Origin of the sequence: Streptomyces sp. NPDC088785, assembly GCF_044750685.1 — a bacterium.
In the GTDB taxonomy this organism is placed as follows: Bacteria; Actinomycetota; Actinomycetes; order Streptomycetales; family Streptomycetaceae; genus Streptomyces.
In genome coordinates, this window is record NZ_JBIVKH010000009.1 from 220,675 (window position 1) to 245,180 (window position 24,506).

A 24,506-nucleotide genomic window follows, 5' to 3' on the forward strand; every position below is an offset into this window, starting at 1 on the left:
ATGTCGTAAATACTGGGATATGCGGGTTACCGTTCCCGCATGCTGAACGAGACTCCGCGACGGAGCACGATCCGACTCACGCGCAGAGGGCGCGTCGTCCTGCTGGCGACCGGGGCCGTCGCGGCGGCCACGGCGGTGGTGGTGCCGCTGGCGCTGTCCGGTGACGACCAGGGCGGACCCGAGGTCCTGACCATCCCCGAGGGCTGGCGTTCGGGCCAGATCTACGCCGCCGTCGACACCGCGCTCGGCGTACCGGCCGGCACCACGAAGAAGGCCGTGCCGCAGGCGGGCCTCAAGCTGCCGAGCGACGCGGCGGGCAACCCCGAGGGGTATCTCTTCCCGGCGACCTATCCGCTGGGCGGCAAGGCGACACCGCAGTCCCTGCTCGCATACATGGTCGACACGGCGAACAAGAAGTTCCACGGGCCGAACGCGACGGCGGGCGCCCAGCAGGGCACGGCCAGCCAGTACCAGACCGTCACCATCGCGAGCATCGTCGAAGCCGAGGCGGACAACAGGGAGGACATGGGCAAGGTGGCCCGCGTCATCTACAACCGGCTGAACCACGGCATGCCGTTGCAGATGGACTCCACCCTCAACTACGGCCTCGGCCGCTCCACGCTGACGACCACCGAGAAGGACACCAGGAGCGACAGCCCGTACAACACGTACGCACGCATGGGCCTGCCGCCCTCGCCGATCGGCAACCCCGGCGAGCAGGCGCTGAAGGCCGCCGCCGCTCCGCCCAAGGGCGACTGGCTGTACTTCGTCACCGTCAAACCCGGGGACACCCGCTTCACCGCGGACTACGCGGAGCAGCAGCGCAACGTCGCGGAATTCAACAAGAACAAGGCCGCCGCCGAGGCCGCCAAGACAGGAGAGGCCGACAAGAAGGACGGCTGAGGCCCGTGCGGCCCTCACCCGGGCGGGGCCGCCACCGTCGGCGCGCCCTCAGACCTGCGTGCCGACGCCCCCCGGGACGACGCCCTGCATCCCCCACTCCTCCTGCACCCCCGGCTCCTCCCGCTCCTCGTGGTCGAGCAGCCGCTGGATGTCGCGTACGGCGGCCCGGCCGGCGCGGTTCGCGCCGATGGTGCTGGCCGACGGCCCGTACCCCACGAGATGTACCCGCGGGTCGAGCGCCGCACGGGTCCCCGCCAGCCGGATCCCGCCACCGGGTTCGCGCAGCCGTAGGGGAGCCAGATGGTCGATCGCCGCACGGAAGCCGGTGGCCCAGAGGATCACGTCGGCCGCCACCTCGCGCCCGTCGTCCCAGGCCACACCGGTCGGTGTGATCCGGTCGAACATCGGCAGCCGGTCCAGGACCCCGCTCGCCCGTGCCGCGCGGACCGCGTCGTTCACCGGAAGCCCGGTCACCGACACCACGCTCAGCGGCGCGAGCCCCTGCCGCACCCGTTCCTCGACCAGGGCGACCGCGGCGCGGCCGCGCTCCTCGTCGAAGGGGCCCTCGCGGAAGACGGGCGGCCGCCGCGTCACCCACGTCGTCGCCGCGGCGTACGGCGCTATCTCCATCAGGTGCTGGGTGCCGGAGGCGCCCCCGCCGACCACGACGACCCGCTGCCCGGCGAACGCCTCCGGCCCCGGGTACCGCGCGGTGTGCAGCTGTCGTCCGAGGAAGGAGTCCTGGCCCGGATAGCGCGGCCAGAACGGCCGGTCCCAGGTGCCCGTCGCGTTGATCAGGGCGCGTGTCGCCCACACGCCCCGGGAGGACTCGACGAGCAGCCGCCCGTCCTCGCCCTCGCGCACCCGCCGCACGTCGACGGGCCGCCGCACGCGCAGCCCGAAGGTCCGCTCGTAGCGGTCGAAGTACTCGGCGACGACCTCCGCCGAGGGCCGCGCCGGATCGGCGCCGGTCAGCTCCATGCCGGGCAGCGCGTGCATGCCGTGCACCTTGCCCCACGTGAGGGAGGGCCAGCGGAACTGCCAGGCGCCGCCCGGCCGGGGCGCGTGGTCGAGGACCACGAAGTCCCGGTCCGGGACGAAGCCGACCCGCCGCAGATGGAAGGCGGCGGAGAGCCCCGCCTGTCCGGCGCCGATGACGACCACGTCGACCTGTCGCGCCCCGCCGCCGCCGGAGGCCTCGCCCGTCCCCATTTCGTTCACGTTTCTACCAACGGTGCCGGGGTCCAGGATCTTCCCGCGCCCCGGCACCGTCGCGCGCCGCGGGCTCAGCGCCCGCCGGCCACCAGGAGCGGTGCGCCGGCGCCGGCCGTGACCGGCGCCACCAGCCCGCGCGCCACCAGCTCGGGAATGACGCCCTCCCCGAACCAGTACGCCTCCTCCAGATGCGGATAGCCGGAGAGCACGAAGTGCTCGATGCCGAGCGCGTGATACTCCTCGATCCGGTCGGCGACCTCGGCATGGCTGCCGACGAGCGCCGTTCCCGCGCCGCCGCGCACGAGGCCGACCCCGGCCCACAGGTTGGGCGAGATCTCCAGGCCCTCCCGCTTGCCGCCGTGCAGCGCGAGCATCCGCTGCTGGCCCACCGACTCGCTGCGCCCGAGCGCGGCCTGCGCCGCCGCGACCGTCTCCGGCGAGAGGTCGTCGAGCAGCCGGTCCGCGGTGGTCCACGCGTCGCGCGCCGAGTCACGCGTGATCGTGTGCAGCCGGATCCCGAACCGCACCGTCCGCCCCTCCTTCTCGGCGAGGGAGCGGATCCAGTCGACCTTCTCCTTCACCTGCTCCGGCGGCTCGCCCCACGTCAGGTACACGTCCGTGTGCCGCGCGGCGACCGGCCCGGCCGCGGCCGAGGAACCGCCGAAGAAGATCTGCGGCACGGGCTCGGGCGGCAGCGCCGAGTAGCCCCCGTCGATCCGGTAGTGCTCGCCCGCGAAGTCGTACGGGGCCTGCGCGTTCCCGCCCCACACGCCGCGCACGACGGACAGGAACTCGTCCGTGCGGGCGTACCGGTGGTCGTGGTCGAGGTGATCGCCGTAGCGTCGCTGCTCGGCCGAGTCGCCACCGGTGACGACGTTCAGCAACAGCCGCCCCTGCGTGAGGCGTTGGTAGGTGGACGCCATCTGCGCGGCGAGCACCGGGGAGATCACGCCGGGCCGGAACGCGACGAGGAACTTCAGCCGCCGCGTGTGCTGCGCGAGTGCCACCGTCGTCAGCCAGGCGTCCTCGCACCAGGTGCCGGTGGGGGTGAGAACCGCCTCGAAGCCCAACTGCTCGGCGGCCTTGGCGATCTGGATCAGGTAGTCGAGGCTGGGCGCCCGTACCCCGGCGACCGCCCCTCGCGGAGCGCCGCCGAGCGCGCCGGCGCTGAAGGCGTGCCGGTCGACCAGGGTCCGGCCGTCGCCGCCGGTCGGCAGGAACCAGTGCAGGGACACGGTCATGGTCAGGACTCCTTGCCGTAGGTGCGCGGGGCGGTGGTGGAGGCGGGCAGGTCGCCGTTGAACCGTGTGTCGACGAACTGCGAGAAGTCCACCTGGCGCGGAATCAGCTTCAACTTCGTGAAGGTGTCGGCTATTTGCTGTTCCGAGGCGATGACGCCCTTGTCGATGGCGACGCTCACGCGCGTGCCGTTCGTCCGCTTCACCGCGTCGAGCGCGACGTCGTAGGGCAGTCCGGTGTCCTTCGACCAGACCTTCGCCCACGCGTCGGGGTGCTTGTAGACCCAGTCCTGGGCGCGCCGCAGACGCTCCAGGAAGTCCTTGATGGCGGCGGACTTCTTCTTGTCCGCGAGGGCGGTGGGGGAGGCGACCTGGAAGGCGAGACCGTTGGTCACCCCGTCGCCGTCGGTGAGCACCCGGCCCTGCTTCGCGCGCAGCACCTGTGAGGTGTACGGGTCCCAGACCGCCCACGCGTCGACCTTGCCGCCGGTGAACGCGGCCAGCGCGTCCGCCGGTTGCAGGTACTTGACCTTGACGTCCCCGAGCCCGAGCCCGGCCTTCTTCAGGGAGGCGACCAGCTGGTAGTGCGCGGACGACCCCTGCGCGACCGCGATCGACCTGCCCTTCAGCTCCGACGGCTTCCGCAGCGCGGAGTTCTTCGGTACGAGGATGGTGTCGCCGGTCGCGGTGCCGTGGCTGGCCGACACCACCTTGATCTTCGAGCCGGCGCCCGCCGCGAAGACGGGCGGGGTGTTGCCGACGCCGCCGATGTCGACGGCTTTGGCGTTGACGGCTTCGAGCAGTGGCGGACCGGAGGTGAAGGTGGACCAGCGGATCTTGTAGTCCAGGCCGTCGAGTTCACCGGCGGCCCGCAGCACGGCCTCCGAACCGCCCTTCTGGTCACCGACGTTGAGCGTGAGCGACCCCTTGCCGTCGGTGCCGCCACCGCCCGCGCCGGCGGTGGACGTGGTGGCCGATGAGGCGCCGGAGCAGGCGGCGAGGAGGAGCGCGAGCGGGGTGAGCAGGGCGGGGAGCGGCAGAAGGCGTCGCATGGTGGAAATCCGTTCGGGGAAGAGGGCGTCGGGTGGTGACAGGGCGGGGCGGGGCGGATGGAGAGGGAAAGGTGAAAAGGGGAGGGCTGGGAGGGGCGGGCGGTGGTGGGCGGGCGACGGTGGGCGGTCAGCTCACCGGCTGCTTCACGGCCGCCTGCTGCGCGGATGCCTGCTGCGCAGCTTCCTGCCGGACGGCTTTCCGCTCCGAGGCTTCCTGCTGGACGGCTTCCTGCTCCGGGGCTTCCTGCTGGACGGCTTCCTGCTCCGGGGCTTCCTGCGTCTCGGCCCGCTGCGCGGCCTGCTCGGAGGGAGTGCGCTGGTGGGACCGTGTCCCGCCCTCCCCGCCGTGACCGCCGCCCGGACGGGTGTCGTCCTCGTCGCCGTCGACGCCGAGCCGCCGCAGGAGTTCGGTGCGCAGTTCGGCGAAGCGGGGGTCGGCGATGTCGCGCGGCCGGTCCAGGCCGATCCGGGTCTCGTACGCGATGACGCCGTCGTCCATCACGAGCACCCGGTCGGCGAGGAGCACCGCCTCCTCGACGTCGTGGGTGACCAGCAGGACGGCGCAGCCGCGCCGTTGCCACAGCTCGCCGACCAGGCGCTGTGCGGTGATCCGGGTGAGCGCGTCGAGCGCGCCGAACGGCTCGTCCAGGAGCAGCAGTTCGGGTTCGCGCACCAGCGCGCGGGCGAGTGAGGCGCGCTGGGCCTCGCCGCCGGAGAGGGTCTTCGGCCAGGCGTTCGTGCGATGGGCGAGACCGACCTCCTCCAGGGCTCGCTCGGCGACCTCCCGGCCCGGGGAGCCGGGCAGCCCGAGCAGGACGTTGCGCCACACCCGCTTCCAGGGCATCAGGCGGGGCGCCTGGAAGGCCACGGCCTTGCGGCGCGGCACCAGGACCGTGCCCTCGATGTCGCGGTCGAGCCCGGCCAGGATGCGCAGCAGCGTCGACTTGCCGCACCCGCTCCGTCCGAGCAGGACGACGAACTCCCCTTCCTTGACGTCGAGGTGCAGGTCGTCGATGACGGCGCGGCCGTCGAAGGCGCGGGTGAGCCCCGCGACACGCACCGCCGAGCGGGCGGCCGCGGTGCTGGAGGCGGTGGTGGGGGAGGGGGTCACCGGCCGGTGAACGTCGGTCGCCATTGCAGCAACAGCCTTTCGAGGGTTCGGACGACGAAATCGGCGAGCAGGCCGAGGAACGCGTAGACGATCAGGCAGACGACGATGACGTCGGTCCGCAGGAAGTCCCGCGCCTGCACCATCAGGAAGCCGATGCCGGCGTCGGCGTTGATCTGCTCCGCGAACACGAGCGCGAGCCAGGCGATGCCGAGCGAGTAGCGCAGCCCGGTCATGGCACCGGGGAGCGCCCCCGGCAGCACGACATGACGCACGAGACCCCACCGGCTCAGCCCCAACGACTCGCCCGCCTCGACGAGTTGGGAGTCGACGCCGCGGATCCCCGCGTAGACGTTGAGGTACAGCGGGAACGAGACGCCCAGCGTGATGATGGCGATCTTCGGGGCCTCGCCGATCCCGAACCAGATGATGAACAGCGGGATGAGCCCCACGAAGGGGACCGTACGCAGCATCTGCACGCTCGCGTCGACCAGGTCCTCGCCGATCCGGAACAGCCCCGACACCAGGGCGAGTCCGACGCCGACGACGACGCCGAGGAGCAGCCCGAACGCGACGCGTTGCAGTGAGACGCCCATGGCCGTGGTCAGGGAACCGTCCGCGAACAGGTCCCGGGCGACCCCCGCGATGGTGCCGGGCGAGGCCAGCACCTCCGGCGTCAACACGCCGGTGGCGCTGAGCAGTTGCCACAGTGCGAGCAGGAGCAGGGGGCCCGACGTGCGGCGCAGCCACCGGGGGACGCGGGTGCGGCGGGTGGACGAGGGGACGATCGGCACCAGTTCCAGCTCGGACGCGGCGTCCACAGGGTGGGACGCGGGGGCGGGGGCGGGTGCGCCGGGTGCGCCGGAAGTGTCGCTGGACGGTTTCTGGGGCGGGGCATGACTGATGCTCATGGCACTCCAGGGCAGGGGAGGGCGCCCGCCGGGGGCGGTCGCGGCAGCGTGAGGCGTGCCTCAGCGGCGCGACGGCGCACGTGGGCGCCGCGGCGGGACGTGAGGAGAAAAGCGGGGAGGAGCGGGGAAAAGGGCGTCAGCAGCCGCGGCGACACGCGGCGGAGGCCACCCGCAGCAGGTCGATGTGACCGCGCGTGGTGAGCAGGGCTGAACGCAACATGGGCCAGAACGTAGCCACCTGTCGACGTACCGTCAATGCCGTCTCGCTGGTTGGACCTCTGGTACCAGAGATCGGGACGAGGGGGTCGGCGTGCCGCCCCCGGGGGCCGTCGGTGGGCGACAATGGTGCGTATGTCCGATGCCTTCACGACCCATGTCCTCGACGTCACCACCGGCTCCGCCGAGCGGATCGTCGACCTCACCCGCGACTGCGAGTCCTTCCTGCGCGACGTCGCCCGAGGTCGCGACGGGCTCCTCAACATCTTCGTTCCGCACGCCACCGCGGGGATCGCCGTCATCGAGACGGGTGCGGGCAGCGACGACGACCTCCTCGCCGCCCTGCACTCCCTGCTGCCCGCCGACGACCGCTGGCAGCACCGCCACGGCAGCCCGGGGCACGGCCGCGACCACGTCCTCCCGGCCCTGGTCCCGCCGCACGCGACGCTGCCGGTGATCGGGGGCGGGCTGGAGCTGGGGACCTGGCAGTCGGTGTGCCTGGTGGACACCAACAAGGACAATCCCGACCGTCGGGTCCGGCTGAGTTTCCTGGGCTGAGCCCGGCTTTCCCGGACGGGAACGGACGAGTACGGACGGGAACGGATGGCAACGGACGCGCGGCACACGGTGCGCTCACCGTGTGCCGCGCGTCCGCGTCGCTCAGAAGGTCAGTTTCCAGCTGTCGATGTAGCCGGTGTCCTGGGCCGCGACGTCCTGGACCCGTAGCTTCCACGTCCCGTTGGCGACCTCGCTCGACGCGTTGACCGTGTAGGTGGCGATCACGTTGTCCGCGGAGTCGCTGGAGCTGGAGCTCTTCAGCCGGTACGCGGAGCCGTCGGGTGCGAGGAGGTCGACGACCAGGTCGCCGCGGTAGGTGTGCTTGATGTCGACGCTCGCCTTGAGCGTGGCGGGCGCGTTGCCGGTGCGGCCGGTGACGGAGACCGGCGACGTCACGGCCGCCCCGTTGTCCGGCACGGCCACGTCCGCGGTGTTCTCGAAGACCGTGCCGGAGGGCGGCGGAGTGGTCGCGGCGGACAGGCCCCAGACCGCGTAGGCGATCGCGTCGCTGTTCCGGTCGAGCGCCGTGTCGTTGATGTTGGCCGAGGTGTCGCAGGACGCGTGGTAGCACCGGTCGAAGGCCAGGCCGGACGTGCCGCCCCACTTCTGGGCCTGGGCCGCGGTCTTGATGTAGTCGGCGCCGGAGAAGAGGCCGCCGACGGGTATGCCGGCGTTCTTGAACGGCGCGTGGTCGGAGCGGCCGTCGCCCTCCGTCTCGATCTCGGTCGGCACCGAGATGCCGGCGTAGTAGTCCTTGAACGTCTGCTCGATCGTCGGGTCGTCGTCGTACACGAAGTAGCCGGGGTTCGGCGAGCCGATCATGTCGAAGTTCAGATATCCGGTGATCTTCGCGCGGTCGGCCGCGGCGAGGTGGTTGACGTAGTACGTCGATCCGACCATGCCGAGCTCCTCCGCCCCCCACCAGGCGAAGCGCAGGTGCTTCGACGGCTGGTAGCCGGCCCGCGAGACGGCGAGGGCGGTCTCCAGGGTCGCGGCCGAACCGGAGCCGTTGTCGTTGATCCCCGGACCGGCCGTGACGGAGTCGAGGTGCGCGCCGGTCATCAGGACCTGGCTCGCGTCGCCGCCCGGCCAGTCGGCGATCAGGTTGTAGCCGGTGGCTCCGCCGGAGGTGAACGTCTGGAGCGTGGTGGTGAATCCGGCGGCGTCCAGCTTGGCCTTCACGTAGTCGATGGAGGCCTTGTAACCGGCCCTGCCGTGGGCGCGGTTGCCGCCGTTGGCGGTCGCGATGGACTGGAGCTGCGTGAGGTGCGCCTTGACGTTGGCGAGCGGGATGTCCGGGGCCGCGAGGACGGCGGCGGGCGACGGGGTGGCCGACGACGGGGTGGTGGACGGGGTCGCGGATGCGGGGACGGCGGGGGCGAGGAGGGCGGCGAGTGCGAAGGAGGCCGCTGCTGCCACGGTCGTGCGTCTGGGGAAGGAGAGAGTCATGTGAGGGCTCCGGGTTCCGTACGCGCGAAGGGATCGGGTGGGGAACTGGCCGTGCGCCCCTCCCCGCGGCGGGCGGGAAGGGGCGCGGTGCGTGCCCGATCGTGGACTCTTGACGGCACACCGTCAAGATGGCATGCGGTCAGCCGTGTCCGCTCACCGGACGCGGCCGATATCAGCCCACCAGGGCGTCGGCCGGGGCGATCGAGCCGAGCTTGTCGACCGCCTGGTAGTACGTCCAGGCCAGGGACTTGCAGGAGGCGGCGCTCGCGCCGGAGTAGTTGGCACAGACCCGCTTGAGGTCCTCGTACAGCATGGTGTCGAGACGCGCCTTGTTGGCGGAGAAGGTGCCCGCGGCCTTGTAGTTGCGGTAGCCGAAGTCGTGGCGCGCGCAGGCCGTCTTGAACGGGAAACCGAAGGGGTTGTCCGGCGAGGTGGAGCAGTAGTCCGTGGACCAGTCGAATCCGTAGGCGCTCCAGGCGCCCTGATTCTGGCGCGCGGCGTTCCAGCTGTTGTAGCTGGACGCGCTGGTCTGCGTCCAGGAGCTGAGGACCTGCGGTTTGTCCGCCGGGGCCGCCGAGGCGGGCGAGACGGCCAGGATCGCGGCGGTGAGAGCGGCGGCGGGAACGGCCATCAGGCCGAGGAGTCTGGAGCGCATGACAGTGACCTCCGTGGACGACACGAATGCGAGTGCCCGGGGCGGGCGTTCAGCCCGGGCAGGGACATGATGTCCCGTCAACAGCCGCCCCACTAGAGGGCGTTGGCGTCATGCGCCCCATGCGAACCGGCCGTACCGGTAGGTGGGTGTCCGCAGCCGTCCGCTCCGCGCGCGCAGGGTCCGCCGGACGGCCGGCGGGCCGTGCGCACGGGAATCCGTCCGACCCCTGGTGGGCAATTTCTAACACGTGGTAAATATCTGTGCGTGCCTGCCGCGCGCCATCACCGAGAGGAACGAGTGTGGAGAGCATCACCAAGAACAGGCAGTCGCCCGACGTGCTGCGCGCCATGATCGAGCGCGCTTACGGAGCCGGGCAGGTGCCCGCCGGCGACGGCTGGGCGAGCGAGCTGGGGCACGGCTGGTTCAACGTGGCCTACCGCATCCGCCTGCGCGAGGGCGCCGAGGTCGTCCTGAAGATCGCCCCGCCGCCCGCGGTGGAGGTGATGACCTACGAGCGCGGCGCCATGTCGATCGAGCTGGCCACGCTCGACCTGCTGCGCACCCGCACCACCGTGCCCGTGCCCGCCGTCCACTTCGCCGACCGCAGCCGCGAGCTGTGCGACGCCGACTACTTCTTCATGCCGTACGTCGACGCCGACAACCTCGGCATCGTCTCCGACACCCTTCCCGCGGCCGGGCGCGACGCCCTGATGGAGCAACTGGGCGCGCTCAACCGGGAGATCAACTCCGTCCGGGGCGGGCACTTCGGCCCGCTGGCCGGCCCCGGCCACGCCACCTGGCGGCAGGCGTTCACCACGATGATCGAGGACGTGCTCGTCGACGGCGAGCGCCGTGGCGTCGACATCGGCCGGGCGTACGACACCGTGCGCGCGACCGTCGCCGAACACGCCGACAGCCTCGACGAGGTCACCGAGGCCCGGCTGGTCGAGTGGGACCTGTGGGCCTCCAACGTCATGGTCCGCGACGGCAGGATCGTCTGCGTCATCGACCACGAACGCGCCTTCTACGGAGACCCGTTGATGGAGGCCGGCTTCACCGCCACCCAGCTGGCGGCCTTCGGCGACCCGGCACCGTTCGTGCGCGGCTACGGCCACGGCGCGCTCACGGACACCGAGCGGACACGTCGCCGCCTGTACTGCCTCCACCTGCTGCTGATCATGGTCATCGAGACCGTGTACCGCGGGCACACCGACACCGGGCAGTACGACTGGGCGCGCCTCCGCCTCGACGAGGCCATGGCCCTGCTCGGCCGCCCCGGCGGCCGGTGACCTCCGCGCGGGCCGTCCCCGTCGCCGACCACACGACCCGGCTCGGCACGGACCCGGTGGGCCGGCTGCTGTGGCGCGCCTGCACCCAGACCACCGCCGCGGTCGGCGTGTACGGCGTCTACGCCCTCACCAACGCCTGGTTCGTCGGCCGCGGCGTGGGCGACACGGCCATGGCCGCGGTCAACCTGGCCGCCCCGCTCCTGCTGCTCCTCGGCGCGGTGTCCACCACCGTCGGTGCGGGCGGCGCCTCCCTCATCTCCCGGGCCCTGGGCGCGGGGGACCACCGGGCCGCCGCCCGCGCGGCGGGCACCTGCTTCGCCCTGTTCTGGGCCTGCGCCGCGGCCACCACCGCACTCGGCCTGGTCTTCCTGGACCCGCTGCTCACCCTGCTCGGCGCCACCGGCGAACTGGGCGCGACCGCCCGCCCCTACGCCGTGGTGCTGCTGTGCGGGGCCCTGGTGTCCACCGGTTTCTCCAGCCTGGTGCGGGCCGAGGGCCGGATGGGCTTCTCGACCCTGCTGTGGCTGGTGCCCGTCGCGGTGCAGATCACCCTGGACCCGCTGCTCATCCTCGGATGCGGCATGGGCGTGCGGGGCGCCGCGTTCGGCACGGTCGGCGGCCAGGCGGTGTCCGCGGCGATGAGCCTGTGGTTCTTCTTCGGGCAAAGACGCCGCCCCTACCGCGTCGGCCCGCGCGACCTGCTGCCCCACGGCCCGACCCTGCGGGCGCTGCTGGGCATCGGGCTGCCCTCCTTCCTGGCCGGCACCGGCGTCACCCTCCTGGCCGTCCTCGTCAACGCCACCCTCGCCGCCACCGGATCGGCCACCGCGCTCGCCGCCTACGCCGTCTGCGCCCGCCTCCAGACCTTCGTCCTGATGCCGCACACCGGCATCAGCCAGGGACTCCAGCCCCTCGTCGGCTACAACAGCGCCCGCGGCCTGACCGACCGTGCGCGCAGGGCCCGCGACTACGCGCTCGGCGCGTCCGCGCTGTACGGCCTGCTCACCGCCGCCGTCCTCGCGGTCCTCGCCCGGCCCCTCGCCGGCCTCTTCCTCGACGACGCCGACACCGTCACCGCCGCCGCGCACGCGCTGCCGGTCATCGCGATCGGGCTCACCGTCGCCGGGATCGGCCCACTGGCGGCGGCCTACGCCCAGTCACTGGGCCGCCCGGCGCCCGCGTACCTCCTCACCGTCGGCACCCTGCTGCTGATCAAGGTCCCCCTGATCGCCGCCGTCGGCCGCCTGGGCACCACCGGGGTCTGGGCCGCCCTGGCCGCCGGGGAAGTGGCCACCGCGGTCGTCGCCCTCCTGGTGCTGCGACACCTGCACCGTGCTACGCCGAAGGCTCCTTGAGGAGCTGCTCCAGGTAGGAGCGCAGCACTGCGGCCATGTCCACCTCGTCCGGGCTCGTCAGCCACTGCACCTGCAACCCGTCCATCAGGGCCACGAACCCGGCCGCCGCCACCCGGGGATCCACCCCCGCCCGCAACGCCCCCTGCTCCGCCAGCTCCCCCAGCGCACGGTGCACGTACGCCCGCGTCGTGCGGTAGTGGTCCGTGAAGTACTGGTGCGCCGGATGGTCCCCGGCGAACGCCTCCGCCGCGAGACGCGCGTACAACTCCACGATCCCCGGATGCCGGGCGTTGTGATCGGCCAGATCGACCAGGTGCCGCACCGCCGACCTGGGCGAGTACTCCTTCGGCGCGAGCCGCGCGGTGTCCTCCCGGTCCCGGCGCTCCAGCACCGCCGCCAACAGCGCTTCACGGCTGGGGAAGTAGTAGTGGAGGCCCACGTGGCTGATGCCGGCCCGCTTCGCGATCTCCCGGAGCGAGGCGCCGTGGTAGCCCACATCCGCGTACACCTCGGCAGCCGTCGTCACGATCTGCTCACGGCGAGCGCGCCCCTTCGCGTACCCGCGCGCGGACGCAGGCACGGTGACTTCCGCATCAGACATACCCCCATCATCGCAGCGGCGCCGATGACCGGACGAGCGCGCACGACCGGGCCCGCCCTGCCCGCTCCGGCGGCGCCCGGACGCCTTCGCTACCGTTCCGGTCAGCCGCCACGGGCGCCGCCGCACTCCGGTCGTCCGCCGCCGTCGTCGGCCGGCGCGCCCTGCCCCGCACGACCGAGAGGAACCCGCCATGGACCTTCCGCGCATCTTCACCATCCGCGAGAGCGGCCACCGGATCCACAACCCGCTGACCGCGGCCAAACTCGCCTCCCTCGGGGAGTCGTTGCGCCTCGCCCCCGGCACCCGCGTGCTCGACCTCGCCAGCGGCTCCGGCGAGATGCTGTGCACCTGGGCGCGCGACCTGGGCTTCACCGGCACCGGGGTCGACATCAGCAGCGTCTTCACCGAGCAGGCCCGGGCGCGCGCCGTCGCCCTCGGGGTCGCCGACCGGGTCGCGTTCCTGCACGCGGACGCCGCCGGTCACGTCGCCGAGGAGCCGGTCGACCTGGCCGCCTGCGTCGGCGCCACCTGGATCGGCGACGGCATCGCCGGGACGGTCGAGCTGCTGGAGCGCAGCCTGCGGCCCGGCGGCCTCATGCTGATCGGCGAGCCGTACTGGCGGCGGCTCCCGCCGGACGAGCGGACCGCCCAGGACTGCCACGCCACGTCCGTCGCCGACTTCCGCGAACTCCCGGACCTCATCGAGCGGTTCCAGGAACTCGGGTACGACGTCGTGGAGATGACCCTGTCCGACCAGGACAGCTGGGACCGGTACGCCGCGGCCCAGTGGCTCTCCATGCGCCGCTGGCTCGACGCCCACCCGGACGACGAGACGGCCCCCCGGGTGCGGCAGGAACTCACCGAGGAACCGGCCCGCTACGCGCGCGCCACGCGGGAACATCTCGGCTGGGGCGTCTTCGCCCTCATGAAGCGCTGACCGGCCCGCCCTGCGCTGACCGGCCCGTCCCGCGCGTGCCGGGCCGCCCGCGACCGATCGCCCGGGCCCGCGCCGCCTACTATGGATCGGTTCGGCCGATCCGGTCCCACCTGCGACGCGCGCGCCTCGCCGGGCCGGGGGAGGGACGGACAGGGGAATCGGGTACATGAGGGGGAAGCGTGGCTGAGTGGTCACCCGGGGCGGTGCCGCCCGGGCCGATGCAGATCTCGTCCTGGCAGCAGGCCGAGCTGAACGCGGCCCGCTGGATGCGGCACTGGGGCTACGCGGACGCCACCGCGAGCCCCGGCGGCCCCGACGCCGGCATCGACGTCCGCTCGGCCCGCGCGCTGGGCCAGGTCAAGTACCAGGCCGCCCAGGTCGGGCGCCCGGAGTTGCAGCGCTTCGTCGGGGCGCGGCCCTACGGATCGACCGCACAGCTGATCTTCTTCACCGGCAGCGACTACGCGCCCACCGCCATGGCCTACGCCAAGGAGTGGAACATCGCGCTCTTCCGGTACCGGCTCGACGGGGCGATGACGCCCGCCAACGAGCCGGCCCGCCGCGTGCTGCGCTCCGCCCGCTCCTCCGGCCCCTCCCCGGCCGCCCCCTCCCCGGCCGCGCGGCCCGCGGCCCCGCAGGGCGCGGCCCCGACGTTCTGGGGGCGGAACTGGCGGGTGATCGTGGGGGTCTCGCTGCTGCTGGCGCCCATCGGATCGATCGGGGACGAGAAGACCTACACCGGGCCGCTGATCGTGGACGTCCTCAAGTTCCTCGGGATCCTCGTGGCCCTCTGGGCGATCGGCGGGTATCTGATCGCCACCCGGTTCGGCGTCCGGGTCGCACTGCGGACCCGGCCGCTCCGGGTGGCACTCGACCGTCCGGCGGCGCCCGCGACGGCTCCGCCCGCGCCCGTGCCGCGCCCCCGGCGCGAGTCGGCCGCGTCGGGGGCCCTGGTCGCCGAGGCCGCCGCGCTGCTCCGCGGCGGCAGCAAGCAGCACCACGTGGACAGGATCCTCAAGGAGCGCGGGGTCGGCTTCATGGAGCGGGGCCACGTGCTCACCGAGGCCCGCAAGCTCAACAAGCGGCCCTGAGGGACAGCCGCCCCGGCGCGGGCCGAGCGGGCGAGGTCGGATGCGGCGGGTGGCCGGTCAGTGGGCGAAGCCCCAGTCGAGGATCTTCGCCGCGTCGCCGAAGACCTCCCGGTCCGCGCCGACGATCGCGCCGACCAGCGTGCGGTCGTCCCGCTCGGCGGCGAAGACGAGGGAGTAGCCGGCCTCCGCGCCGCTGCCCGTCTTGATGCCCAGCGCCCCGTCGTAGGTGCTCAGCAGGTCGTTGGTGGTGACCCAGGTGTAGTACCGGGTGCGGCCGTTGGCCGCGGTGGCCTCGGTCTCGAACTTCTCGGTCCCGACGATGTCGGCGAACACGGGTTGCAGCATCGCGCGCTGGCCGAGCTTCGCCAGGTCCCGGGCGGTGCTGCGGTTGTCGCCCTGCGAGATGCCGTCGAACGAGTCGAAGTGCGTGCCGTCCATGCCCAGTTGGCGCGCCTCGGCGTTCATCCGGTTCTCGAAGTCGGCGATCCGCGCGTCGACGGTGTCCCCGGCGCCGAAGCTGTCGGCCAGGGCCATCGCGGCGTCCCCGCCGGACGGGATCAGCATCGCGTACAGCAGCTGACGGGCGGTCAGGGTGTCGCCGGTCTGGAGGTCGGCGGTGCTGGCGCCGTTCTGCTGGACGTAGTCGCGGTACTCCTGCTTCACCGTGATCTGCCGGTCGAGCCACTCGGGGTGCCGGAGCACGACGAGCGCGGTCATGATCTTGGTGGTGCTGGCCATCGACACGCTCTGGTCGGCCTGGGCGCCGGCCCACAGCTCGCGCTCCTGGCTGCCGTCACGGGCGTCCAGCAGATAGGCGCGGGTGAGCGCGGTGTCGGGCACGTCCGGGGTGGCGGCTCTCGTCTCCGGAGCGCTCCGGACCTGTCCGGCGGAGGCGGGCGCGTCGGCGGTCGACCGGTCGTGCTCACCGGCGGCGTGCGTGACGGACGGGGTGTCCGCCTGCGCGAGGCCGCCGGCGGAGATCGGCAGGACCGCGCCGAACAGCGCGACGGTCGCGACCCGGGCTCCGGTGCGGTGCGGCCGGTGGGGGCGGGCGTGGCTGCCCATAGGCATCCCTTCTCCCGGCGCGGGACGCCGGTGCTTCACGAGGAAGATCAGTGCATACCGAACCTACTTGTGGCCCGGTGGGCGGTGTCAAGATCGTCGTGTCGGCACCGGGCCACGGGCCGGACGGTTCTGACGCCCCGTGGAGAAGACGCGCGCGACCCCGGGCGGACCCCGTGCCGCCGCGCCTCCCGAAGGGATCCTGAGAGGATGCGCCTATGAAGACGATCTCCTTCCCCCGGACCGAACTGCGCGCCTCGAACGTCGTTCTGGGGCTGATGCGCATCGCGAACCTCCCCGACGAGGACATCCGCACGCTGTACGGCAGCGCCCGGGACGCGGGCATCAACACCTTCGACCACGCCGACATCTACGGCCCCACGCGCCACGCCTGCGAGGAGCGCTTCGGGCAGGCGGTCAAGCTCACCGCCGCCGAGCGCGAGTCCATCGTCATCCAGAGCAAGGTCGGCATCCGGTCCGGCTACTTCGACTTCTCCAAGGAGCACATCCTGCGGACCGTCGACGAGTCGCTGGCGGCGCTGCGCACCGACTACCTCGACCTGCTCCTGCTGCACCGGCCCGACACCCTCGTGGAGCCCGAGGAGGTCGCCGCGGCCTTCGACGAGCTGCACGCGGCGGGCAAGGTGGTGAACTTCGGCGTCTCCAACCACACGCCCGGCCAGGTCGACCTGCTCAAGACGGCCGTCCGCCAGCCCCTGGTCGCCAACCAGGTCCAGCTGAGCATCACCCACTGCCCGATGATCGCCTCCGGGGTCGCCGCGAACATGGGCGGGCTCGACCAGTCCGTCAGCCGGGACAACGGGCTGCTCGACTACTCCCGGCTGAACGGGATGACCCTCCAGGCCTGGTCGCCGTTCCAGAAGGGCTTCTTCGACGGCGTCTTCATCGGCGACCTCGACGACCACGCCGAACTCAACTCCGTGCTCGACGAGCTGGCCGCCGCGTACGGGGTGACGCCGACCGGGATCGCCGTCGCCTGGATCACCCGGCACCCGGCGAACATGCAGGTGGTCCTCGGCACCACCAACCCGGGCCGGGTGGCCGAGTCGGCGGCCGGCTCCGAGCTGCCGCTCACCCGCGAGGAGTGGTACCGCCTCTTCCGCGCGGCCGGGCACACCCTCCCGTAACCGCGCGGCCGGGCGCGCCCCACCGTCCCGGGCGACCGGTCCGGGCCCGGACCGGGCCCGCTCAGGCCAGGCCGGGCGCGTCCCAGACGGGGAACCACCGGCCGAGGTCCTGCTCGACGCGCAGATCGTCGGTGAGGGCGGCCCGCACCTCCAGTTCCAGGGGGTTGTCCCGCTTCTGCCCCTCCTTCGGGGCGAACGGGTAGAACGTGCCGCGCTTGTAGAGGTAGACGAGCGCGACGGAGCGGCCCTGACCGTCGGTGAAGCCGACCAGCGAGCACAGCAGGTGCGGGCCGAACCCGCTCTCCTCCAGCGACGTGTTCACCGCGTGCAGGTCGTTGACCAGGCCCGCCACGTCGTCCGGCGCGTGCCGCACCGCGAGCCAGGTGTAGCCCATGCCGTCCTGGGTGAACGTCACCGGCCCGTCGAGCAGGTCCGCCATGTCCGCCTGGATGCGGGCGAAGGCCCCGCCCTCGACGGTCGCGAAGCACACGGACCCCGCCCCGGTCGGGGCGAGCGACACCGCCGCCTGCAAGGTGACGGCGGCGGAGGGGAGCGCGAAGAGCTGGTCGAGGTCGGGGCGGACCGGTCGGCTCCGGCCGAGGATGGCGTCGAGGAATCCCATGCGGCGTCCTGGTTCCTTCCCGTGCTGCGGTGGTCGGTGGGCTCCGGCGGCTACGGGCGGCCGAGCTGCGCGGAGATGCGGCCCAGCTGGTCCAGGCGCTGTTCGAGCGTGGGGTGCGAGGCCAGCAGCCGGCTCACGCTCTCCTTGGTGAAGGCGGGGGCGAAGAAGAACGCGTTGAACGGCTCGGCCTTGCGCAGGTCCCGGGTCGGGATCCGCGCCATCTGACCGGTCACCTTGGTCAGCGCCGAGGCGAGGGCGGACGGCCGGCCCGTCAGCAGCGCGGCCGCCCGGTCGGCGGACAGCTCGCGGTAGCGCGACAGCAGCCGGGTGAGCAGGAAGCTGAGGGCGTAGACGACGGCGCTGACCGCGGTGACGATCAGCACGGCGGCGGCCGCGTTGTTGTCGCGGTTGCTGCGGCCCATGCCGCTCCACAGCGCGGACCGGGTGATCAGCCCGGCCAGCACGCCCAGGAACGAGGCGATCGTCATGACCGCCACGTCGCGGTGCGCCACGTGGGACAGCTCGTGCGCCAGGACCCCCTCCAGCTCCTCCGGCTCCAGCCGGCGCAGCAGGCCGGTCGTGGCGCACACCATCGAGTTCTTCCGGTTCCGGCCGGTGGCGAACGCGTTCGGCACGTCGGATTCGGCGATGGCCACGCGGGGCTTCGGCATGTCCGCGAGCGCGCACAGCCGGTCCACCGCGGCGTGCAGCTCCGGCGCCTGCTCGGCGGTGACCTCGCGGGCGCCCATGCTGAAGGCGGCGATGCGGTCGCTGAACCAGAACTGGGCGACGAACAGCGCCCCGGCGAACAGCATGATCACCACCCACGCGCCCTTGAGCAGGACGACCAGCACTCCGACGATCACGACATACAGCAGTCCGATCAGGAACATCGTCGTGACCATGCGCGAGGTCAGCCCACGGTCGGGGGCGAAGCGGGTCTGCGCCATGGTTCCTCCAGGTCTCCGGACCCAATTCTCCCTCTTCGTCGCTGTTGGCGGCATAAACGCGCGGGGGAACCGGGCCCGTGTCGGAGCCGGGCTCGGCCGGGCCCCGGCGCGGCGCCCCGTGCTAGCGTGATCTGTTTCCCGCCGCGCCCTCCTCGGTACGGTCCCCTCAGAGAAAGGCTCCCCGTGAGCGATCCAGCACCCGCCGACTCCACCCCCACGCCCGCGCTGCCGCCCGCGGCGACCTTCGCGGAGCTGGGGCTGCCGGCCGAAGTGCTGCGCACGCTCGACGGACTCGGCGTCAGCGAGCCGTTCCCCATCCAGGCCGCCGCCCTCCCGAACGCGCTCGCGGGCCGTGACGTGCTCGGCCGAGGCCGCACCGGATCGGGCAAGACCCTCGCCTTCGGCCTGGGACTGCTCGCCCGGACCGCGGGCCGCCGGGCCCAGCCCAAGCAGCCGCTCGCGCTCGTCCTGGTGCCCACCAGGGAGCTGGCGCAGCAGGTCGGCGAGGCGCTCACCCCGTACGCCGAGGCGCTGCGGCTGCGCCTGGCCACCGTCGTCGGCGGGGTCTCCATCGGCCGCCAGTCCGCCGCGCTGCGCGAGGGCGCCGAGGTCGTCATCGCGACGCCCGGCCGGCTGCACGACCTGATCCAGCGCAAGGACTGCCGTCTGGACCGGGTGCGCATCACCGTCCTGGACGAGGCCGACCAGATGTGCGACATGGGGTTCCTGCCCCAGGTCACCGAGATCCTGGACCTGGTGCGGCCCGACGGGCAGCGGATGCTGTTCTCGGCGACCCTCGACCGCGACGTCGACCAGCTGGTCAGCCGCTACCTGCACGATCCCGCCGTCCACGAGGTCGACCCGTCGGCCGGGGCGGGGAGCGCGATCGCGCACCACGTCCTGCTCGTGCACGGCCCGGACCGGTACGCCGTCGCCACCGAGATCGCCGCCCGTGACGGCCGGGTCCTGCTCTTCCTCGACACCAGGCATCAGGTCGACCTGCTCACCCGCCACCTGCGGGCCAGCGGGGTGGCCGCCGCCGCCCTGCACAGCGGCAAGGCGCAGCCGCAGCGCACCCGGACCCTGGCACAGTTCAAGGACGGGCAGGTCACCGCCCTGGTCGCGACGAACGTCGCGGCCCGCGGCCTGCACATCGACGACCTCGACCTGGTGGTCAACGTGTCGCCGGCCACCGACCCCAAGGACTATCTGCACCGCGCGGGCCGCACCGCCCGGGCCGGCCGCACCGGTACGGTCGTCAGCCTGGTCCTCTCCGGCGAGCGCCGGGAGACGGGGAAGGTCATCGCGGAGGCCGGGATCCACCCCACGACCACCAAGGTGCGCTCCGGCGAGGCCGAGCTGAGCCGGATCACCGGCGCCCGCAAGCCCTCCGGCGTCCCGCTCGACGGCGGGCCCGCCGCGGCCCGGCCCAAGAACCACAACGCTCCGTTCCGGGGCCTGGGCAGCAGCAAGGACCAGAGCGCCACCGGGTCCGGTGCGGGGTCCGGCTCCGGCGGCAGGTCCCGCAGGTCCGGTGAGGCCCGCAAGCTCGCGGAGGCCCGCCGGGCGGCCCGGGTGCGGCGCGGCGGCTGACCCCGCGATCGCGCGGGCCGGGGCCTCAGCCCAGGCGCTTGAGCAGTTCCGTGGCGAGCGGCGCCGACGAGGCCGGGTTCTGGCCCGTCACGAGGGTGCGGTCGGTGACCACCTTCGGCGCCCACGCGTCGCCCGCGAGGACCCGCACGCCGGCCTCGGTGAGCCGGTCCTGGAGGAGCCACTTCGCCCGGTCGGCGAGACCGGCCTGCGTCTCCTCCTCGTTGGTGAACGCGGCGACCTCGTAGCCGGCGAACGCGTTCGAGCCGTCCTCCCGCGTCGCCGCGAGCAGCGCCGCCGGGCCGTGGCAGACGACGCCGAGCGGCTTGCCGGAGTCGAGGGCGCGGGTCAGCAGCGCCCCGGACGCGGCGTCGACGGCGAGGTCCTCCATGGGGCCGTGGCCCCCCGGGTAGAACACGGCGGCGTAGTCGTCGAGGTCGACCTCCTCCAGCTTCAGCGGGGAGCGCAGCTCCGTCATCGATTCGAGCGTGTGCGCGATCCGGTCGGCGTTCTCCTGGCCGCCGTTCATCTCCGGCGCCAGGCTGCCCTGGTCGACGGTGGGCACGACGCCGCCCGGCGTGGCGACGACGACCTCGTGGCCTGCGGCGCGGAACGCCTCGTAGGGGGCGGCGGCCTCCTCGGCCCAGAAGCCGGTGGGGTGCAGGGTGCCGTCGGCGAGGGTCCAGTGGTCGGCGCCGGTGACGACGAAAAGAATCTTCGACATGGGGGGTCAGCTCCGTGTTCCGCGAGGGGGCGAGCAGGGTCCTCCCGACCGTAGGTCCGACCGGCCTCCCGAAGCCACTCGGGCGCGCGGACGGAACGGCCCGCAGCGGTGCGGACAGGCCGTCCTAGGGGCGCGCCACGGCCCCGGCCCCCAGCAGCCGGGCGAGCACCAGCATCGTCTCCAGGCGGCCCTGGCCGCTCGGCTGGGCGTCGCGGGTGACGGCGGCGATCTGCCGCAGGCGGTAGCGGACCGTCTGTTCGTGCACGTACAGGCGCCGCGCGGTCACCACGGCGTTGTCGCCGCTGTCGAGATAGGCGAACAGGGTGCGCAGCAGCGGGCCCCGGCGGCGCTCGGGCAGGTCGAGGAGCGGACCGAGGGTCCCGGCCGCCGCCGCGTCGAGCAGGTCGCCGGCCCGGGACGCGGCCAGGGTCGCCAGGTGGTCGGCGCAGCGCAGCGGCCGCCCGGCGGGCAGCACCCCGCTGCGGACCAGGTCGACGGCGTGCAGCGCCCAGCGCAGCGAGTCCGCGGCCCGGCCCACCGGCACCAGGGGACCGAGCGCGGCGCCCCGCGTGCGCACCAGCGGGAACCCGGCGCGCTCGCCGGGCACGATCAGGTACGGGGCGTCGGGCGCGTCCTGCACCAGCACCTCGTCGGGCAGCGCCGCCGCGTGCGGCACCGTGCCCGGCGGCAGGGCGAGCACGGCGACGGCGGCGGGCAGCGGCCAGGCCGCCGCCTCGGCCAGCGCGGCCAGCGCCGCGGTGTCGACGGCGTGGTCCGCGACCAGCGCGTCCCGCAGCCGCGCCCGGCGCCCGTGGAGCGCCGAGCGCGGCCCGTCCTCCTGCGCGAAGCCGTCCAGCGCGGACTCGGTCGCCGTACGGATCAGCACGAACGTCGTCTCGATCAGGCATTCGAGGGTCGATTCCGGCCAGTGGAACTGGTACGCGGCCCTGATCAGCCGTCTGCGGGCCACCTGACCCGCGACACCCAGGGCCGCGCCCAGCAGCTCCACCGGCTGGCCGGACCGGCAGTGCTGGGCGCCGATCCGTTCGTAGAAGGCCGTGAGGTCCGCCTGCGGGGCGGCGCCGCCGGGCCCCGGCGTACCGAGCGCCGCGAGGAACAGGTGCACGGTCCGGTCGACGACCCGGTGCACCGAGAGGTCCCGGGTGCGGTCGAACGCGGCGGCGTAGGCCGGGAGCCGGGCCGCGACCTCGTGCTCCATCTCCGCGACGGCGGCCGGCACGTACCGGCCGAGCAGACGGCGTACCTCGTGCGGGGGCGGCGCCGAGGGGAACGGCTGCGCCAGAGCGGTGGTCATGGGGGTTCTCCAGCAGAGGCGGGGATCCTGGGGGGAATCTGTAGGGGTTCTGCGGGGGCACGCCATGGTGGGGCCCCCGCGCCCAGGGCGCCAGACGTAACCTCCCGCCGCGCCGAAGACTGTCACCCACCTGACAGTTCCGCCGGCCCCCATGCTCACCGTCCCCTAGGAAACCGGCGCGGGCCCGCTGACCCCCAGTCCCGTGCGCGGCGCGAGCGCCAGCACCCCGACCTTGCCGATGTGCCGGCCGCTCTGCACCAGGCGGGCGGCCTCCGCCGTCTCCTCCAGCGGGTACGTCACCGACAGCGCGGGCCGCAGCCGGCCCAGCTCCACCAGCCGCTGCATGGCGGCGAGTTCGTCGAGGTTCACGCCGTGGCTGCCGATCACGCGCTTGAGCCGCATCCACAGGTAGCGGTTGTCGAACTCGTGCTGGTAGCCGGTCGTCGAGCCGCAGGTCACCACGGTGCCGCCGCGCCCGACCACGTACACGGACACCCCGAAGGTGGCCCGGCCGACGTGCTCGAAGACGATGTGCGGGTCCTCGCCGACCGCCTTGCGGATCAGCGCGCCGAGCCGTCGGCCGGGGACGGACGGGTCCTCGGGCATCCGGCCGTCGAGGCCGATCTCGCGCCGGTCGATCACGACGTGGCAGCCGAACTCCCGGGCCGCGCGCGCCTTCTCCTCGCTGCCGACGACACCGACGGCGATACCGCCGCCGGCGCGCACGAGCTGCGCGGCGTACGCGCCGAGGCCGCCGGCCGCGCCCCAGATGAGGACGACGTCGCCCTGCTTCATCCGGGCCCCCCGCTCGCCGACGAGCATCCGGTAGGCGGTGCCCGCGCACAGCGGGTTGCTGGCGGCCTCCTCCCACGTCAGGTGGGCCGGCTTGGGCAGGAGCTGGTTGGCGCGGGCCACGCAGTAGTGGGCGAGCCCGCCGAAGTTCGTCTCGAAGCCCCAGGCGAGCTGGGAGGCGCCGCGCATGCCGTCGGCATGCGTCGCCGGGTCCTCGTCGTCGACGTACACGGGCGAGACGACCACCCGGTCGCCGGTCCGCCAGCGCCGCACCCCGGCGCCCGCGCGCACCACCACGCCGGACGCGTCCGACCCGATGACGTGCTGCCGGACGTCGTGCCGTGCGGCCCAGCCGCCGTCGCGGCCGAACCTGCGCAGGAAGGTGAAGGTGGGCAGCGGCTCGAACATCGCGGACCATACGGTGTTGTGGTTGATGCCGCTGGCCAGCACGGCCACCAGCACCTCGTCCGGGGCGAGTTCGGGCATCGGGACCCGGCCGACGTGGATCGACTTGCGGACGTCCTTGTCGTCGACGCCGGTGAACGTGCCGACGTCCTCGGCCCGCAGGTGCGCGGCCTGGTAGGTGTCGGGCACCGGTAACCGGTCGAGGACGTCGGGCGGCGCGTCGGCCAGCACCGCCTCGGCGAGGGGATCGTGTTCCATGGCGTTCCTTCCGGACGTGGGGATGGGGGAGCGGTCAGCCGCCGGTGAGTCCCAGCCCGGCGGCGAGCGTCGGCCACGACGTCTCGAACTCGCCCTGCCAGGACGACCAGGCGTGCGTGCCGCCCTGGTACAGATGGGTCTGCGCGGGCACGCCCAGCTCGGCGAGGCGCGCGGTGAACTTCTTCGCCTGACCCCACAACGTGCCCTCCAGCACGGCGCCTTCGAGGTTCCCGAAGTCGTCGCTGGGGATGCCGCTGCCCTGCGAGAGGTACAGCCGGGTGCCCCGGAGGCGGTCGGCGAGGGCGTACGGGTTGTGGGCCGTCCAGTTCGCGCGTTGCAGGAGCGCGCTGCCCCACAGGGCGCCGGGCAGTTGCAGCTCCCGGGCCACGATCGCGCCGACGACGGTGACCATGCCGAGCGCGGTCGTGTCGAGGACGCCGCTGTACGAGGCGGCCGCGGCGAACGTGCCGGGCCGACGCGCCGCGAACGCCAGCGCGCCGTACCCGCCGGTGGACACCCCGGCGACGGCCCGCCGCGCACCCGCGTGGAACGCGCCGCGCAGCAGCTCCATGACCTCGTCCACCTGGAACGTCTCGTAGTCCGGTGAACGCCGCCCGAAGTTCCACCAGTCGGTGGGGATCCCGGTCGGCCCGGAGGACGGCATGACGGTGATGACGTCCTGGTCGGCGAGGAAGGACGAGACGTCCGTCTCCCGCGTCCACGACGTGTAGTCGTCGTGCGCCCCCTGCAACAGATAGAGGACGGGCCGTTCCCGGTCGGGCGCGCTCGCGTAGGAGGCGGGCAGCAGGACCCGCACCGGGACGTCGGCGCCCACGGCGGGGGACCGGACGGTCAGGTCGACGGTCCGGCCGTCGAGCCAGGTCTGCCCGACGATCGCGGCCCCGTCGGCGGCCCGCACCCCCTGCCCGACGGCCGGGACCGGCGCCCCCTGCGCCGTCGACGCGCCGAGCGCGCCACCGGTGGTCAGGAGGGCGACGGTCGCCACGAGCGCGGTCGTGCGGAGGCGGGCCGGTCTGCGGGGTCGGCGCATGAGGACTCCAG

General features: G+C 73.2%; 23 protein-coding genes and 1 pseudogene. 8 read left to right on the forward strand and 16 right to left on the reverse strand.

Going from position 1 to position 24,506, the window contains the following annotated elements:
* The first annotated feature begins 39 nt into the window (after positions 1 to 39).
* Complete coding sequence (mltG, locus tag ACIP5K_RS24495; protein WP_401412643.1) at positions 40 to 903, forward strand: endolytic transglycosylase MltG; 864 nt, start codon at positions 40 to 42, stop codon at positions 901 to 903.
* A gap of 48 nt (positions 904 to 951) precedes the next feature.
* Here the strand turns inward: mltG and ACIP5K_RS24500 are convergent, their stop codons facing one another.
* From ACIP5K_RS24500 to ACIP5K_RS24525, 6 genes and pseudogenes are all read right to left on the reverse strand, one after another.
* The gene (locus ACIP5K_RS24500) at positions 952 to 2,115 is read right to left on the reverse strand and encodes an NAD(P)-binding domain-containing protein (protein WP_401412645.1); all 1,164 of its coding nucleotides are present in this window, start codon (positions 2,113 to 2,115) and stop codon (positions 952 to 954) included.
* 74 nt (positions 2,116 to 2,189) lie between these two features.
* The gene (locus tag ACIP5K_RS24505; RefSeq protein ID WP_401412647.1) at positions 2,190 to 3,359 is read right to left on the reverse strand and encodes an LLM class flavin-dependent oxidoreductase; all 1,170 of its coding nucleotides are present in this window, start codon (positions 3,357 to 3,359) and stop codon (positions 2,190 to 2,192) included.
* Between the two features lie 2 nt (positions 3,360 to 3,361).
* Positions 3,362 to 4,408: an ABC transporter substrate-binding protein gene (locus ACIP5K_RS24510; RefSeq protein ID WP_401412648.1), complete on the reverse strand. Its 1,047-nt coding sequence runs from the start codon at positions 4,406 to 4,408 to the stop codon at positions 3,362 to 3,364.
* 382 nt (positions 4,409 to 4,790) lie between these two features.
* Positions 4,791 to 5,543 (reverse strand): annotated as a pseudogene (locus ACIP5K_RS24515) (ABC transporter ATP-binding protein); the annotation flags it as partial.
* Positions 5,516 to 6,427 (reverse strand): ABC transporter permease, encoded by a 912-nt coding sequence (locus ACIP5K_RS24520; protein ID WP_401412649.1) that lies wholly within the window; start codon positions 6,425 to 6,427, stop codon positions 5,516 to 5,518. The gene ACIP5K_RS24520 and the pseudogene ACIP5K_RS24515, both read right to left, overlap by 28 nt.
* A 136-nt stretch (positions 6,428 to 6,563) precedes the next feature.
* The gene (locus ACIP5K_RS24525) at positions 6,564 to 6,647 is read right to left on the reverse strand and encodes a putative leader peptide (protein WP_349817350.1); all 84 of its coding nucleotides are present in this window, start codon (positions 6,645 to 6,647) and stop codon (positions 6,564 to 6,566) included.
* Between the two features lie 131 nt (positions 6,648 to 6,778).
* Between ACIP5K_RS24525 and ACIP5K_RS24530 the strand changes: the two genes are divergently transcribed.
* Complete coding sequence (locus ACIP5K_RS24530; protein WP_401412651.1) at positions 6,779 to 7,201, forward strand: YjbQ family protein; 423 nt, start codon at positions 6,779 to 6,781, stop codon at positions 7,199 to 7,201.
* A 102-nt stretch (positions 7,202 to 7,303) separates the two neighbouring features.
* On the opposite strand, the gene ACIP5K_RS24535 is transcribed toward ACIP5K_RS24530, so the two are convergent.
* Together ACIP5K_RS24535 and ACIP5K_RS24540 are read right to left on the reverse strand one after the other, a co-directional pair.
* On the reverse strand, positions 7,304 to 8,650 hold the full coding sequence (locus tag ACIP5K_RS24535) for a M28 family peptidase (RefSeq protein ID WP_401412653.1): 1,347 nt from the start codon (positions 8,648 to 8,650) through the stop codon (positions 7,304 to 7,306).
* A gap of 172 nt (positions 8,651 to 8,822) precedes the next feature.
* Positions 8,823 to 9,305: a phospholipase gene (locus ACIP5K_RS24540; protein ID WP_401412655.1), complete on the reverse strand. Its 483-nt coding sequence runs from the start codon at positions 9,303 to 9,305 to the stop codon at positions 8,823 to 8,825.
* Positions 9,306 to 9,604: 299 nt separating this feature from the next.
* Here ACIP5K_RS24540 and ACIP5K_RS24545 point away from each other — a divergent pair, with 299 nt between their 5' ends.
* A complete protein-coding gene (locus tag ACIP5K_RS24545; RefSeq protein ID WP_401412656.1) occupies positions 9,605 to 10,594 on the forward strand; it encodes a phosphotransferase family protein in 990 nt (329 codons plus the stop codon).
* Entirely contained in the window at positions 10,591 to 11,949 is a 1,359-nt protein-coding gene (locus tag ACIP5K_RS24550) for an MATE family efflux transporter (protein WP_401412658.1), read from the forward strand. Before ACIP5K_RS24545 ends, ACIP5K_RS24550 begins: the two co-directional genes overlap by 4 nt.
* On the opposite strand, the gene ACIP5K_RS24555 is transcribed toward ACIP5K_RS24550, so the two are convergent.
* Positions 11,930 to 12,550: a TetR/AcrR family transcriptional regulator gene (locus ACIP5K_RS24555; RefSeq protein ID WP_401412659.1), complete on the reverse strand. Its 621-nt coding sequence runs from the start codon at positions 12,548 to 12,550 to the stop codon at positions 11,930 to 11,932. The two genes, ACIP5K_RS24550 and ACIP5K_RS24555, sit on opposite strands and share 20 nt — an antisense overlap.
* A 190-nt stretch (positions 12,551 to 12,740) precedes the next feature.
* Here ACIP5K_RS24555 and ACIP5K_RS24560 point away from each other — a divergent pair, with 190 nt between their 5' ends.
* On the forward strand, positions 12,741 to 13,487 hold the full coding sequence (locus tag ACIP5K_RS24560; RefSeq protein ID WP_401412661.1) for an SAM-dependent methyltransferase: 747 nt from the start codon (positions 12,741 to 12,743) through the stop codon (positions 13,485 to 13,487).
* A 179-nt stretch (positions 13,488 to 13,666) separates the two neighbouring features.
* Positions 13,667 to 14,578 carry a restriction endonuclease gene (locus ACIP5K_RS24565; RefSeq protein WP_401412663.1) on the forward strand — a complete coding sequence of 304 codons (912 nt, stop codon included), beginning with the start codon at positions 13,667 to 13,669 and terminating at the stop codon, positions 14,576 to 14,578.
* Positions 14,579 to 14,635: 57 nt separating this feature from the next.
* Here ACIP5K_RS24565 and ACIP5K_RS24570 read toward each other — a convergent pair whose 3' ends face one another.
* A complete protein-coding gene (locus tag ACIP5K_RS24570) occupies positions 14,636 to 15,643 on the reverse strand; it encodes a D-alanyl-D-alanine carboxypeptidase family protein (protein WP_401412664.1) in 1,008 nt (335 codons plus the stop codon).
* Positions 15,644 to 15,858: 215 nt separating this feature from the next.
* Between ACIP5K_RS24570 and ACIP5K_RS24575 the strand changes: the two genes are divergently transcribed.
* Entirely contained in the window at positions 15,859 to 16,788 is a 930-nt protein-coding gene (locus ACIP5K_RS24575; protein WP_401412665.1) for an aldo/keto reductase family oxidoreductase, read from the forward strand.
* A 61-nt stretch (positions 16,789 to 16,849) separates the two neighbouring features.
* On the opposite strand, the gene ACIP5K_RS24580 is transcribed toward ACIP5K_RS24575, so the two are convergent.
* Together ACIP5K_RS24580 and htpX are read right to left on the reverse strand one after the other, a co-directional pair.
* Positions 16,850 to 17,410 (reverse strand): hypothetical protein, encoded by a 561-nt coding sequence (locus ACIP5K_RS24580; protein ID WP_401412667.1) that lies wholly within the window; start codon positions 17,408 to 17,410, stop codon positions 16,850 to 16,852.
* 50 nt (positions 17,411 to 17,460) lie between these two features.
* Entirely contained in the window at positions 17,461 to 18,360 is a 900-nt protein-coding gene (gene htpX, locus ACIP5K_RS24585; RefSeq protein ID WP_401412669.1) for a zinc metalloprotease HtpX, read from the reverse strand.
* A gap of 183 nt (positions 18,361 to 18,543) precedes the next feature.
* Here htpX and ACIP5K_RS24590 point away from each other — a divergent pair, with 183 nt between their 5' ends.
* Positions 18,544 to 19,953: a DEAD/DEAH box helicase gene (locus tag ACIP5K_RS24590; RefSeq protein WP_401412671.1), complete on the forward strand. Its 1,410-nt coding sequence runs from the start codon at positions 18,544 to 18,546 to the stop codon at positions 19,951 to 19,953.
* A 25-nt stretch (positions 19,954 to 19,978) separates the two neighbouring features.
* Here the strand turns inward: ACIP5K_RS24590 and ACIP5K_RS24595 are convergent, their stop codons facing one another.
* From ACIP5K_RS24595 to ACIP5K_RS24610, 4 genes are all read right to left on the reverse strand, one after another.
* Positions 19,979 to 20,674, reverse strand: coding sequence for a type 1 glutamine amidotransferase domain-containing protein (locus ACIP5K_RS24595; protein WP_401412673.1), 696 nt, complete (start codon positions 20,672 to 20,674; stop codon positions 19,979 to 19,981).
* A gap of 124 nt (positions 20,675 to 20,798) precedes the next feature.
* The gene (locus ACIP5K_RS24600; RefSeq protein ID WP_401412674.1) at positions 20,799 to 21,989 is read right to left on the reverse strand and encodes a helix-turn-helix domain-containing protein; all 1,191 of its coding nucleotides are present in this window, start codon (positions 21,987 to 21,989) and stop codon (positions 20,799 to 20,801) included.
* 165 nt (positions 21,990 to 22,154) lie between these two features.
* Positions 22,155 to 23,444 carry a crotonyl-CoA carboxylase/reductase gene (gene ccrA / locus ACIP5K_RS24605; RefSeq protein WP_401412676.1) on the reverse strand — a complete coding sequence of 430 codons (1,290 nt, stop codon included), beginning with the start codon at positions 23,442 to 23,444 and terminating at the stop codon, positions 22,155 to 22,157.
* Between the two features lie 34 nt (positions 23,445 to 23,478).
* Complete coding sequence (locus ACIP5K_RS24610) at positions 23,479 to 24,495, reverse strand: alpha/beta hydrolase (protein WP_401412677.1); 1,017 nt, start codon at positions 24,493 to 24,495, stop codon at positions 23,479 to 23,481.
* Positions 24,496 to 24,506: the final 11 nt, after the last annotated feature.

Bases quoted from the DNA above. Each gene is read 5' to 3' on its own strand.
- ACIP5K_RS24530 (WP_401412651.1), top strand. From the start codon at position 6,779: ATGTCCGATGCCTTCACGACCCATGTCCTCGACGTCACCACCGGCTCC.
- ACIP5K_RS24570 (WP_401412664.1), bottom strand. From the start codon at position 15,643: ATGGGCAGCCACGCCCGCCCCCACCGGCCGCACCGCACCGGAGCCCGG.
- htpX (WP_401412669.1), bottom strand. From the start codon at position 18,360: ATGGCGCAGACCCGCTTCGCCCCCGACCGTGGGCTGACCTCGCGCATG.
- ACIP5K_RS24600 (WP_401412674.1), bottom strand. From the start codon at position 21,989: ATGACCACCGCTCTGGCGCAGCCGTTCCCCTCGGCGCCGCCCCCGCAC.
- ACIP5K_RS24580 (WP_401412667.1), bottom strand. From the start codon at position 17,410: ATGGGATTCCTCGACGCCATCCTCGGCCGGAGCCGACCGGTCCGCCCC.
- ACIP5K_RS24525 (WP_349817350.1), bottom strand. From the start codon at position 6,647: ATGTTGCGTTCAGCCCTGCTCACCACGCGCGGTCACATCGACCTGCTG.
- ACIP5K_RS24555 (WP_401412659.1), bottom strand. From the start codon at position 12,550: ATGTCTGATGCGGAAGTCACCGTGCCTGCGTCCGCGCGCGGGTACGCG.
- ACIP5K_RS24540 (WP_401412655.1), bottom strand. From the start codon at position 9,305: ATGCGCTCCAGACTCCTCGGCCTGATGGCCGTTCCCGCCGCCGCTCTC.
- ACIP5K_RS24535 (WP_401412653.1), bottom strand. From the start codon at position 8,650: ATGACTCTCTCCTTCCCCAGACGCACGACCGTGGCAGCAGCGGCCTCC.
- mltG (WP_401412643.1), top strand. From the start codon at position 40: ATGCTGAACGAGACTCCGCGACGGAGCACGATCCGACTCACGCGCAGA.
- ACIP5K_RS24575 (WP_401412665.1), top strand. From the start codon at position 15,859: ATGAAGACGATCTCCTTCCCCCGGACCGAACTGCGCGCCTCGAACGTC.
- ACIP5K_RS24500 (WP_401412645.1), bottom strand. From the start codon at position 2,115: ATGGGGACGGGCGAGGCCTCCGGCGGCGGCGGGGCGCGACAGGTCGAC.
- ACIP5K_RS24610 (WP_401412677.1), bottom strand. From the start codon at position 24,495: ATGCGCCGACCCCGCAGACCGGCCCGCCTCCGCACGACCGCGCTCGTG.
- ACIP5K_RS24520 (WP_401412649.1), bottom strand. From the start codon at position 6,427: ATGAGCATCAGTCATGCCCCGCCCCAGAAACCGTCCAGCGACACTTCC.
- ACIP5K_RS24505 (WP_401412647.1), bottom strand. From the start codon at position 3,359: ATGACCGTGTCCCTGCACTGGTTCCTGCCGACCGGCGGCGACGGCCGG.
- ACIP5K_RS24560 (WP_401412661.1), top strand. From the start codon at position 12,741: ATGGACCTTCCGCGCATCTTCACCATCCGCGAGAGCGGCCACCGGATC.
- ccrA (WP_401412676.1), bottom strand. From the start codon at position 23,444: ATGGAACACGATCCCCTCGCCGAGGCGGTGCTGGCCGACGCGCCGCCC.
- ACIP5K_RS24510 (WP_401412648.1), bottom strand. From the start codon at position 4,408: ATGCGACGCCTTCTGCCGCTCCCCGCCCTGCTCACCCCGCTCGCGCTC.
- ACIP5K_RS24595 (WP_401412673.1), bottom strand. From the start codon at position 20,674: ATGTCGAAGATTCTTTTCGTCGTCACCGGCGCCGACCACTGGACCCTC.